At 44.2% G+C, this 11,388-nt stretch carries 10 protein-coding genes; 3 read left to right on the top strand and 7 right to left on the bottom strand.

Going from position 1 to position 11,388, the window contains the following annotated elements; genetic code table 11:
* Positions 1-15: 15 nt before the first annotated feature.
* Positions 16-381 carry a BlaI/MecI/CopY family transcriptional regulator gene (locus HMPREF1534_RS18115; protein ID WP_005935708.1) on the top strand — a complete coding sequence of 122 codons (366 nt, stop codon included), beginning with the start codon at positions 16-18 and terminating at the stop codon, positions 379-381.
* Between the two features lie 21 nt (positions 382-402).
* On the top strand, positions 403-2,121 hold the full coding sequence (locus HMPREF1534_RS18120) for a M56 family metallopeptidase (RefSeq protein ID WP_005935706.1): 1,719 nt from the start codon (positions 403-405) through the stop codon (positions 2,119-2,121).
* 90 nt (positions 2,122-2,211) lie between these two features.
* On the opposite strand, the gene HMPREF1534_RS18125 is transcribed toward HMPREF1534_RS18120, so the two are convergent.
* The 7 genes from HMPREF1534_RS18125 to HMPREF1534_RS18155 all read right to left on the bottom strand — a co-directional run bounded on the left by HMPREF1534_RS18125 (position 2,212) and on the right by HMPREF1534_RS18155 (position 9,868).
* On the bottom strand, positions 2,212-3,726 hold the full coding sequence (locus HMPREF1534_RS18125; RefSeq protein WP_005935704.1) for an SLC13 family permease: 1,515 nt from the start codon (positions 3,724-3,726) through the stop codon (positions 2,212-2,214).
* Positions 3,727-3,881: 155 nt separating this feature from the next.
* Entirely contained in the window at positions 3,882-4,982 is a 1,101-nt protein-coding gene (locus HMPREF1534_RS18130; protein ID WP_005935701.1) for an Mrp/NBP35 family ATP-binding protein, read from the bottom strand.
* A gap of 14 nt (positions 4,983-4,996) precedes the next feature.
* Positions 4,997-5,755: a tRNA (guanosine(46)-N7)-methyltransferase TrmB gene (trmB, locus tag HMPREF1534_RS18135; RefSeq protein WP_005935698.1), complete on the bottom strand. Its 759-nt coding sequence runs from the start codon at positions 5,753-5,755 to the stop codon at positions 4,997-4,999.
* Positions 5,756-5,862: 107 nt separating this feature from the next.
* Positions 5,863-6,882, bottom strand: a complete 1,020-nt coding sequence (locus HMPREF1534_RS18140) for a branched-chain amino acid aminotransferase (protein WP_005935695.1) — start codon at positions 6,880-6,882, stop codon at positions 5,863-5,865.
* Between the two features lie 89 nt (positions 6,883-6,971).
* Positions 6,972-7,172 carry an exodeoxyribonuclease VII small subunit gene (xseB, locus tag HMPREF1534_RS18145; RefSeq protein WP_005935692.1) on the bottom strand — a complete coding sequence of 67 codons (201 nt, stop codon included), beginning with the start codon at positions 7,170-7,172 and terminating at the stop codon, positions 6,972-6,974.
* Positions 7,173-7,184: 12 nt separating this feature from the next.
* Complete coding sequence (gene xseA / locus HMPREF1534_RS18150) at positions 7,185-8,495, bottom strand: exodeoxyribonuclease VII large subunit (protein ID WP_005935689.1); 1,311 nt, start codon at positions 8,493-8,495, stop codon at positions 7,185-7,187.
* Positions 8,495-9,868, bottom strand: coding sequence for a S8 family peptidase (locus HMPREF1534_RS18155; protein WP_005935686.1), 1,374 nt, complete (start codon positions 9,866-9,868; stop codon positions 8,495-8,497). The genes xseA and HMPREF1534_RS18155 overlap by 1 nt, the downstream gene beginning before the upstream one ends.
* Before the next feature lie 121 nt (positions 9,869-9,989).
* On the opposite strand from HMPREF1534_RS18155, the gene HMPREF1534_RS18160 reads away from it, so the two are divergent.
* The gene (locus HMPREF1534_RS18160) at positions 9,990-11,357 is read left to right on the top strand and encodes an MATE family efflux transporter (protein ID WP_005935683.1); all 1,368 of its coding nucleotides are present in this window, start codon (positions 9,990-9,992) and stop codon (positions 11,355-11,357) included.
* The last annotated feature ends 31 nt before the right edge of the window (positions 11,358-11,388 follow it).

Raw genomic sequence — 11,388 nt, 5'->3', positions numbered from 1 at the left:
TTAATTCATATACTTATGGAAAAACTAACAATACAAGAAGAAGAAGTGATGCTCTACATTTGGAGCATAGGAGATTGCTTTGTTAAAGAAATTGTTTCAAAATTTCCTGATCCCAAACCGCCATACACCACAGTCGCTTCCATTGTCAACAACCTGAAGCGTAAAGGTTATGTGGCTGCTCAACGCTTTGGAAACACCTACCAATATACTCCATTGATAAAACAAAGCGAATACAAGCGTACATTCATGGGAGGAGTAGTACAGAACTACTTTGCCAACTCTTACAAGGAGATGGTGTCTTTCTTTGCCAAAGAACAAAAGATTTCGGCAGATGACTTGAAAGACATTATCAACCTGATAGAAAAAGGAAAAGAAAAATAACCTCATCAACAAGTCAATACTATGACTCCCGAACTTATCTACATGCTGAAAGTGAATGTAGGCATTGCCTTATTCTATGCTTTCTACAAACTGTTTTGCGGCAGCGACACATTCTTTAAGTGGCGTCGGATTGCTCTGCTCAGCTTTCTTACGCTTTCTTTCCTTTACCCATTGCTCAACATACAGACATGGATAAAAGAACAGCCTGCCATATATGAACTGACAGACTATTATACACTTTTAATCACTGGCAACACAAACACAAATAATGAAATAGCAACCACCGCGGTTACTGCTCCTACTCCCACGCTAATGACCTTGTTTACATGGGTATATTTTATCGGAGTAGCGCTGCTCTCCGCCCGGTTCATCATCCAATTGCTCAGCATCTTCCGGCTCTCTTTGATAAGTAAGGAAGAAACAGTAAATGGAATTCGGATAAAAAACCTTCCTTATCCGAACAATCCTTTCTCATTCTGGCATTGGGTTTTTATCTATCTTCCGGAGCTGAAAGAAAATGAGAGACAGGAAATCCTGACACATGAACTGACTCATACACGTCAGCTCCATTCCATTGATGTCATTGCCAGTGAGGTAGTGAATATCATCTGTTGGATGAATCCTTTCATGTGGCTGTTGAAAGGTGAAATCAGGCTGAATTTGGAATACCTTGCCGACCACACGGTCATGGAGTCGGGAACCAACAGGCAACAGTACCAGTATCATTTGCTGGGACTTGCCAACCAACACAAACAAACCGGTTTATATAATAACTTCAACTTATTACATTTAAAAAAACGCATTATTATGATGAACAAAAGAAGAACCCGCACAGCAGGTCGTATCAAGTATGCCCTGTTTGCACCGCTGACCGCTGCTCTACTCTTGGTCAGCAACATTGAAACGGTGGCACGGACTACCGAACGTATCACCAATGAGGTGGTCGAAACGGTAGCAGCCATCCAAACACCCAAACCCGGAGCTGTAGACACACCAGCAGTTTACCAAGACAACGATCAGATATTTACCATTGTTGAGGTAATGCCTGAATTCGTTGATGGCGGAATGCAAGGATGTCTAAAGTTCCTTATGGATAACACCAAGTATCCCGAACAAGCCAAGAGAGATAAAATATCAGGCAAAGTATCGGTTAAGTTCGTTATCGAAAAAGACGGAAGCATTACGGATGCCAAAGTCGTAAGAGCTGACAACCCGGTATTCAATGAAGAAGCATTGAGAGTGGTTAACTCCATGCCCAAGTGGAAACCGGGTAAACAAAGAGGTAAGGAAGTAAGAGTATCCTACACTGTCCCTGTTATATTTTCATTAGACGGCAAAGGTTATCAGAAAGCAATGAGTACAGCTAAGGGTAATACCAAAAGCAATGCAACGCAAGCTCAATCCGGCTCCGATTTCGATGAAAACCAACTATTTCAGATTGTAGAAGAAATGCCTGAATTTCCCGGTGGTATGGGGGCTTGTTTAAAATTCCTCATGGCTAATACCGAATATCCGGAAAAGGCAAAAGCTCAGAAAGTGGAAGGAAAGGTATCTGTTAAGTTTGTTGTAGAAAAAGACGGTTCAATCAGTAATCCCCAAATTATAAAAGGTGGTAACCCATTGCTCAACGATGAAGCATTACGAGTGGTCAATTCCATGCCCAAGTGGAAACCCGGAAAACAAAGAGGTAAAGTTGTACGCGTAGGATATACTGTTCCGATTATTTTCAAGTTACAATAAAGAAATCTATCATTCATAAGAGGGTGTACTTCAAAATGTGAAGTACATCCTCTTTGATATCTGACATCTCAATATGTAGAATAACGTCTCTTACAACAGGTTATTTGATCCCAACACGGTCAACATGGAATATCCTAATATCAGTCCTATGATTCCCATTATAATACCCACTTTCTCCATATCCTTTTGCTGAATCATGCCGGTGGCATGTGCCAAAGCATTGGGAGGAGTAGATATAGGAAGTACCATGGCTAAGGAAGAACCTATGGCAATACCGATAAGCAACGTTTCCACACCACCTAAAGGCAACAAATTTTCACGCATACTGACACCTGCAATTGCCAAAATGGGGACTAACAAAGCAGCAGTAGCCGTATGAGAAATAAAATTGGCCATTGCATAGCAAATAAGACCGGAACCGACAATCATCAATATAGGAGGCCAAGTGTTAAACGGAATAGCCTCAATCATGTGTTGAGCCAAACCTGTTTCTTGCAAAGCAACACCTAATGCAAAACCTCCTGCCACCATCCAAAGCACACTCCAACTGATTTCTTCCAAATCTCTCTTTGTTATGATTCCTGTTACACAGAACACTGCCACAGGTATCATGGCTACTACATTTGAATTGACTCCCGTAAACTTGTCCGACATCCACAAAAGTACCGTTACGGCAAAAGTAATATAAACCAAGATAGAACGCCAATCTTTTTTTGCTTCACCTTCTATATGCAACTCAATAGTCTTCTGCTTGAAAGGGAATAATCGCAACAAAATAAACCAAGCAATGAATAATACCACAATAGTATAAGGCAGCATGAATCCCATCCACTCACCGAAACCTATGTTCAGATTCAAACCTTCAGGGTCATTCAAATACTTCAATGCAATAGCATTGGGCGGAGTACCAATAGGAGTAGCCATACCGCCCACATTAGCAGCAACCGGAATAGCCATAGCCAAACCAATTTTTCCTTTTCCATCAGCCGGAAGTGCTTTCAGCACAGGAGTCAAAAAGGTCAACATCATGGCAGCCGTGGCAGTGTTACTGAGAAACATAGAAAACACTGCAGTCACCAAAATAAAACCTAATAACACGTAGCGCGACTGAGTACCGAAAGGCCGTAGCATAACACGTGCCAACAACACATCCAATCCACTCTTAGTAGCGGCAATCGCCAAAATAAATCCACCAATGAAAAGCATAATAATAGGGTCGGCAAAACAGTGCATAATGGATTTATACTTCACTGCTTTTCCCAATTCCTCAGCAGGAATACCTTGCACGAAGAACCATAGGCTGCTGTCCGAAACAGTGAGTAACAATAAAACTACAATCAGCACAGAAGTAGTCCATGCCGGAACTGCCTCGAACACCCACATAAACGTTGCAAAAATAAATATGGAAATTAATCTTTGTTCAATAACAGTCAGCCCCTCCACCCCGAAGATTTCGATAGGCAGACACCATAATACAAGAGATACAACAATGGCTATTGCCAGCTTCACAAACCGTGATACACTTTTATTTTCAGCTAAACGTTTAGCTTTCTTCAAATTTTGATAGGCTTCCACCAAAGCGAAGCCATGAAATATTTTATACATAGTACTAGATTAAATGGTTATTCATTTCAAAAGAAAGTACAAAACAGACTTCCATTTAAAATTAAAGAATATAAAAAATGAAAATAAACAGGAGAATGTGCCCATAGCAATAAGCTTACCTCCAGCATATTCTCCTGTAAAAGTTCAATGCATCGTTACTTTTTCAACTCTACAATATGTGTCGGTGCTTGCTCGGCATTACGCTTCTCTGTCTGTTTCACTACATTTTCCGCCAATTCCAAGAAAGCACGTCCCGTGATAGTCGTTTCGTCCAAAGCAGCAGGAGTACCCTTATCACCATTCTCACAAATACTCTGTACGATAGGAATCTGCCCCAGCAAAGGAACATTCATATCTTCTGCCAACTGCTTCGCACCTTCTCTGCCAAACAGATAATATTTGTTTTCGGGCAGTTCGGCAGGAGTAAACCATGACATATTCTCTATCAATCCGAGAATAGGCACATTCACCTTATCATTGGTATACATATTAATACCCTTACGCGCATCAGCCAGTGCTACTTGCTGTGGTGTGCTGACAATCACAGCTCCCGTAATGGCAAGTGTCTGTACCAAAGTAAGATGAATATCGCTGGTGCCCGGAGGAGTATCAAGAATGAAATAATCCAATTCACCCCAATTAGCATCACCTATCAATTGCTTCAAGGCATTGCTTGCCATGCCGCCGCGCCACAAAGTCGCTTGGTCGGGATCTACAAAAAAACCTATGGAAAGAAGTTTGATGCCATACTTCTCAATCGGAATAATCAAATCGCGTCCGTCAATCTGCTCGGCGTATGGGCGTGCATCTTCCACCTGAAACATTTTAGGCATGGAAGGACCGAATATATCGGCATCCAGCAAACCTACTTTATAACCCAACTTAGCCAATGCTACTGCAAGATTGGCAGCTACGGTAGATTTACCTACCCCTCCTTTGCCTGAGGAAACAGCAATAACATTCTTCACCAAAGGAAGCATCTTTCCCGGTTCGGGGCGTGCCGCCTGACGGCTCTCCGTAGAGATAGTTACCTGAACATCAGGAGATACATAAGTATGAATAGCTGTTTCGGCAGCCTTCAACATAGATTTCATAAACGGGTCGGTGGGCTTCTCAAATATCAGAGAGAAACTGACAGACATTCCGTCAATACGGAGATTGTCGGCAACCATCTCCGCTTCAACCAAATTCTTTCCCGTTCCGGGATAACGCACCGTTGCCAGAGCGTCTAAAATCAATTTCGGATATAAGGTCATAATTTACATATTTATTATTTACTTGTTTGCAAACCGCTTCGCTTGCTGCGGTTGTAACTGCGATACTCGTCCAGCTCTATTTCCACATCGGGTTCGCGCAACTCTCCTTCCTGCGACAAACGGAACTTCATATATTTGATATTCAAACCACGGTCCAGCCATTGTTGTTCATAATAAGTGCGAATGCCCAAGATATCGTCCACAAGTCCCGAATGATACAAATCTTCGGTCAGGAACTCGACGGGAAGACGATTCTCCTCCACCATATAGCGAGTGTAAGTGAACATAAAATTGCTGTCTGTCTTCAAATGAATTAATCCGTCCGGTTTCAAGAACTTGCGATAACGGTTCATAAAATAAGTAGAAGTGAGCCGTTTGGTAGCCTTCTTCATCTGAGGGTCAGAGAAGGTGAGCCAGATTTCACTTACCTCGCCGGGAGCAAAGAAGCGTTCGATAATTTCAATATTGGTACGCAGAAATGCCACATTCTTCATGCCTGCTTTCAGCGCATCTGTGGCGCCTGTCCACATACGGGCTCCTTTTATGTCTACTCCGATAAAGTTCTTATCAGAATACATACGTCCCAATCCCACGGTATATTCCCCGCGTCCGCATCCCAGTTCAAGCACAATCGGGTTATCATTCTTAAAAAAGTCACGATTCCAGTTCCCTTTCATCTCAAACGGAACATTATCGACCACCGAATAGGGATATTCAAACACGTGCGGGTAGTCACGCATATCTGCAAATTTCTCCAGTTTTCCTTTTCCCATGCAAATTCTTATGATTATTGTTTTGTCGGGCAAAGGTAGGGAATATCTAAGAAAGAGAAAAAAATAAGGCTTGCAATTCGCTTGCAAACCTTATTATTCTTTATCTATTAATCGAGAATAGTAACCCAGTTATGAGTATCAGGTTCATCACCATACTGAATGGCACGCAACTTTGTGTACAGCTTAGTACAAATCGGTCCCGGTTTACCATCTTTCGAGATAACATACGATTTGTTGTTTTCCAAATCATCAATTCGCTGAATGGGGCTGATAACGGCTGCTGTTCCGCAAGCACCCGCTTCTTCGAAAGTCTCCAGTTCTTCTTCGGGAACAGGACGGCATTCCACTTTTATACCCATATCCTCTGCCAGTTGCATCAAGCTCTTGTTAGTAATGGAAGGCAGGATGGAAGATGATTTCGGAGTGATATACGTATTGTTTTTGATACCAAAGAAGTTGGCGGCACCGCACTCATCGATGTATTTCTTTTCTTTGGCATCCAAATAGAACTCGCAAGAGTAGCCCAAGTCATGTGCTTTCTTATTGGCACGCAGACTGGCGGCGTAGTTTCCACCTACCTTGTAACGACCGGTTCCATAAGGAGCCGCACGGTCAAACTCACGGATGATAACGTACGGATTAGTAGAGAAACCTCCCTTAAAATAAGGCCCGACGGGAGTTACGAATACCACAAACATATATTCGTTGGCAGGATGTACACCTACCTGTGCACCTGTACCGATAAGCAACGGACGGATATAAAGAGAAGCGCCGCTTTCATATGGCGGAATGAAACGCTCATTGGCTTTCACCACCTTCTTCACTGCTGCAAGAAAAGTCTCTGTCGGCAATTCAGGCATCAGTATACCGTTACATGTACTCTGCAAACGCTGTGCATTGGCTTCCGGACGGAAAATACGGATTTTACCGTCCTTACCGCGATACGCTTTCAATCCTTCAAAAGCTTCCTGTCCATAATGCAGACAAGTGGCTGCCATGTGAATGTTCAATGTTTCTTCCGAACAAAGTTCCAATTCTCCCCATGCACCGTCGCGATAGTAACAACGTACATTATAATCTGTCTTCATATAACCGAAGGACAGATTCGCCCAATCAATCTCTTTCATTGTGTATGCTTTTAATGTTATTATTTACGATTGCGAGCAAAATTAAGGTTTATATTTGCAAATTCCAACCAAATGAAAAGAATTGTTTATCATTTATCTTCCTCTTCCAATATTTTCTTGATTTCTCCGTCAGCCTTATAAAGCTTCTCACGACAGAACTTAATGAGTTCCTGCGCCTCCTTAAGGCTTTCGCCCAGACTGTCGATATCCAGTTCATTGCTATCGATGCGGGTTACTATCTCTTCAAGGCGCTTCATGGCCTGTTCGTATGTCTGTTTCTTTGCTGCCATATACTTTGAATGTTATTTATCGGTGATTACTATACTTTCTACTTCTCCTTTTGCAAAACGGGTGACGAGTTTGTCGCCCCCCTTCAGGCAGGAGGCATCCGTGACTGCTTTGCCTTCTTTAAGGGTAATGCTGTAACCGCGTTTCAGCAGATGTTCGGGCGAGGCTGCCTTTATCTGTTGCTCCAGGAACCGGAGACGATGATTCTCTTCCGTCAGTTTCTTCTGCAACAGACTGCCCAATTGCTTCTCAACCAATTCCAACCGATGACTTTCCCTCATCAACCGGGATTGCAAATTGACTTCCATCTGCCTGATTACACGTTCCTGCCGATAACGTTCTTCGCGTAAGCGCATCCGGGTTTGCATCGGTATACGTTCCACCAGGCGGGTGAGTCTTGTCTTTTCCCTCTCCATCTGGGTAGTGACCGCATAAAGAATGGACGAAGCATAATCTTCCAGCGTTTCGGCCGTGCTGCGCAGATGGTTGATGAGAAACTCGGCAGCAGCTGTCGGAGTTTTTACACGTGTATGCGATACACTGTCAAGAACAGTATCGTCGCGTTCATGACCGATGCCGGTAATGACAGGCAACGGAAACTGCGCGCAATTTGCCGCCAGGTCGTATGTATCAAAGCCCGAAAGATCGGAAGTGGCACCGCCTCCCCGGATAATGACCACCACATCCCAATCATCGCGCCGCGCATTGATGGTATCGAGAGCCGCAATGATTGTCTCCTCCACCCTGTCACCCTGCATGACGGCAGGAAAAAGACGCGGATAGAATACAAAGCCATACGGATTATGTTCCAACTGATTACAGAAATCTCCGTAACCTGCTGCCGTGGCCGATGAAATGACAGCAATCCGCTGAGTGAGCAAAGGGAGTTCCAACTCTTTATTCAAGGTAAGGACGCCTTCTTCGTCCAACTGTTTCAATATTTCACGCCGGCGACGCGCCATGTCTCCCAATGTATAGGTGGGGTCGATATTGAGTACGGTCAGCGAATAACCATAAAGTTCGTGAAACTCCACCGATACTTCCACCAATACCTTGATACCCGCCACAAATGCCTGTCCGGTCTCTTCCTCAAAGTAAGGTTTCAGCAGGCGATACACATTATTCCAAATCGTTCCCCGTGCCTTGGCTATCAGATTGTTTCCTCTCGGCTCTTTTTGCACAAATTCAAGGTAACAATGACCGGAGTAGTTGCTGCGCACATCGCTCAGTTCCGCCTGCAGCCAATAAGTATCGGGCATACAAGAGGTAATACTGCGCTTTACCAGCGCATTCAGTTCATATAAAGACAGAGGATGTGCATCCATTATTTTCTTTTCTTTAATTCCGTTTGATAAGCTTTCCAAATATTTGAAACGCCATAGCCATAAATATTATCGGGAGCATCTGCCCGGTCTGCCGAACGACGTACCGCTTCTATCACCTCCTTTGCCGTGAGCCACGGACATGCCTGCCAGAAACAAGCCACCAGTCCGCAAAATGTGGGCGATGCAAACGAAGTTCCATTGGCACGCGACACTGTCCCGTCATTTCCGGCCACCGCAGAACTTACCCCCACTGCCATTACATCAGGTTTTACGCGACCGTCTGCCGTATTACCGACAGAAGAGAAATCTGCATTCACCAGATTTTTATCCATGGCACCCACAGTAATGACATTCTCCGCATCTCCCGGAGGAGTCAGCTTCTTCCAAGTACCGCGACCGGAATTGCCGGCACTGCACACCACTACCAGTCCTTTATCGGCAGCCATCGAAGCCGAATGTGACATCAGAGAATAATGCCCGTCCAAGTCACGATAACGATAATTACACGTTTTATCGTCAAACTCATAATAACCCAACGAAGTATTCACCACATCGACTCCCACGCTATCGGCAAATTCCAAAGCCGCTGCCCAGTAATCTTCCTCCACCGGCTGCTCCGTATCATCGTCTTCACTGCGAAGCAACCAATATGAGGCTTCGGGTGCGGTCCCTACCAATACGTCCGGTTGGTTGGCAGCCAAACACGATAACACTTTCATGCCGTGATAGTTCTCGGCATAAATATCCGACTGCGGATTTACAAAGTCACGAATACCCAAAAGATGCATTTTCTTGAAAAACTTCATCTCGTCGGCATTATAAAAACCTGCATCGATGACTGCAATCTGCATTCCTTCCCCCTTGAACCCTGCGGCATGGAGGCTGTCTCCCCGGTGAACCGCAATCTGCCGGTAAGCCTGACCGTAATAATTATCTGTTTTCGAAAACTTGTTCGTCACCTCTTTCCTGCGCTCCGGGTTACGAGCCGGAATACTGTCGGGAGAAGTCCATACCTTCTTTGTTTTCGTGACAAAAGGCAGCCTCGCTATTTGTTCTATCAAGGTGGTGTCGACCACTTCTACCACCACTGTATTGTTCCATTTACTTTTTGTCACCACAGAGGCACCCTTACCGATAATGGCGTCAATATAAGTACGGCACACCGGCAAGTCTGTTTCATCCACCTTCAACCCCTGCCGTTCCCGGCGTTCCAAGGCGCGCTCGGAAAGATAAGCTTGCGGACTGCCGACAGAGTAAGCAGTTTCTGCCTTATCACGAAGATTGATACGATACTTATAAGTCTTTTCCGCCGATACTTGCAATGTGCATACCCCAAGCAGGCAACCTATTATAATTCTACTCTTAAAATTCATCTTAGCAACTCTTACTTATTATTTTTTTTCATCGCAAAGATACATAATCTTTTCCCTCAAGCTCAATTTTTGCGTACCTTTGCAACGAATTTCAGAATTAAACAGGTAAAAAGTAAAGAATATGGCTAAAGCAGGAACAGCAACAGAACTAGGCACAGAACGGATTGGAAAATTATTGATGCAATACGCAATCCCCGCAATTATCGCAATGACCGCCTCATCACTTTACAACATGGTAGACAGTATCTTTATCGGACACGGAGTGGGTCCCTTGGCTATTTCAGGATTGGCAATTACTTTCCCTCTTATGAATCTGGCAGCCGCCTTCGGTTCGCTGGTAGGCGTAGGTGCTTCCACACTTGTGTCTGTCCGATTGGGACAAAAAGACTATGATACCGCCCAACATATTCTGGGCAATGTCATCACCCTGAATCTCATTATCGGCATCGGCTTCACCATCCTCACACTCCTCTTCCTCGACCCTATTCTCTATTTCTTCGGAGCCAGTGCAGACACTATTTCATACGCCCGCGACTACATGTACATCATCCTTTTAGGTAATGTGGTGACACACATGTACCTCGGATTGAACGCTTTGCTTCGGGCATCCGGACATCCGCAAAAGGCAATGATAGCCACCATCACCACCGTTATCATCAATACACTGCTCGACCCTATCTTCATTTATATATTCAAATGGGGTATTGAAGGTGCGGCGATTGCCACTATCCTGGCACAAATCATTTCATTGACATGGCAGTTCAAAACCTTCACCAACAAAAACGAATTGCTCCATCTGCGCCACGGCATTTACAAATTGCGCGGCAGCATCGTAAAAAACACCATTGCCATCGGTATGTCTCCTTTCCTGATGAATTTGGCAGCCTGCTTCATTGTCATCTTTATCAACAAAGGATTGAAAGAATATGATGGTGACCTTGCCATTGGCGCTTTCGGTATTGTAAACCGTATCGTATTCTTGTTTGTCATGATTGTGATGGGTCTCAATCAAGGCATGCAACCCATTGCCGGATACAATTTCGGTGCCCGTCAATACCATCGGGTTAACCAAGTATTAAAACTGACCATCTACGGAGCCACCCTTGTCACCACCAGCGGATTCCTTGTAGGCGAACTGATGCCCGAACTGGCTGTATCCGCCTTTACCACCCACGAAGGATTGATTGAGCGTTCGGCCACCGGACTGCGTATCGTAGTCATGTTTTTCCCCATTATCGGTTTTCAGATGGTTACTTCCAACTTTTTCCAAAGTATCGGAATGGCATCCAAGGCTATCTTCCTGTCCCTTACCCGCCAATTGCTTTTCCTGTTACCTTGCATCATTATTTTACCCATGTTCTGGGGTTCAAAAGGAATATGGATGAGCATGCCGATTTCCGACTTGGCAGCCAGCATCGTGGCAGCCGTCATGCTTTATCGGCAATTTCAGATTTTTAAGTCTCATGCACAGAAGCAAGTTTCAAATTAAATAATTATATTTGCCGATATACTCACTAATT

The sequence above is a fragment of the Phocaeicola massiliensis B84634 = Timone 84634 = DSM 17679 = JCM 13223 genome (assembly GCF_000382445.1).
In the GTDB taxonomy this organism is placed as follows: Bacteria; Bacteroidota; Bacteroidia; order Bacteroidales; family Bacteroidaceae; genus Phocaeicola; species Phocaeicola massiliensis.
Note: the sequence above shows the minus strand (reverse complement) of the source record. Positions and strands in the feature narration are given on the sequence as shown.

Excerpts from the sequence above, each read along its gene's own strand:
- HMPREF1534_RS18140 (WP_005935695.1), bottom strand. The coding sequence starts at position 6,882 with ATGAAAGAGATTGATTGGGCGAATCTGTCCTTCGGTTATATGAAGACA.
- HMPREF1534_RS18130 (WP_005935701.1), bottom strand. The coding sequence starts at position 4,982 with ATGACCTTATATCCGAAATTGATTTTAGACGCTCTGGCAACGGTGCGT.
- HMPREF1534_RS18160 (WP_005935683.1), top strand. The coding sequence starts at position 9,990 with ATGGCTAAAGCAGGAACAGCAACAGAACTAGGCACAGAACGGATTGGA.
- HMPREF1534_RS18155 (WP_005935686.1), bottom strand. The coding sequence starts at position 9,868 with ATGAATTTTAAGAGTAGAATTATAATAGGTTGCCTGCTTGGGGTATGC.
- trmB (WP_005935698.1), bottom strand. The coding sequence starts at position 5,755 with ATGGGAAAAGGAAAACTGGAGAAATTTGCAGATATGCGTGACTACCCG.
- HMPREF1534_RS18115 (WP_005935708.1), top strand. The coding sequence starts at position 16 with ATGGAAAAACTAACAATACAAGAAGAAGAAGTGATGCTCTACATTTGG.
- xseB (WP_005935692.1), bottom strand. The coding sequence starts at position 7,172 with ATGGCAGCAAAGAAACAGACATACGAACAGGCCATGAAGCGCCTTGAA.
- HMPREF1534_RS18125 (WP_005935704.1), bottom strand. The coding sequence starts at position 3,726 with ATGTATAAAATATTTCATGGCTTCGCTTTGGTGGAAGCCTATCAAAAT.
- xseA (WP_005935689.1), bottom strand. The coding sequence starts at position 8,495 with ATGGATGCACATCCTCTGTCTTTATATGAACTGAATGCGCTGGTAAAG.
- HMPREF1534_RS18120 (WP_005935706.1), top strand. The coding sequence starts at position 403 with ATGACTCCCGAACTTATCTACATGCTGAAAGTGAATGTAGGCATTGCC.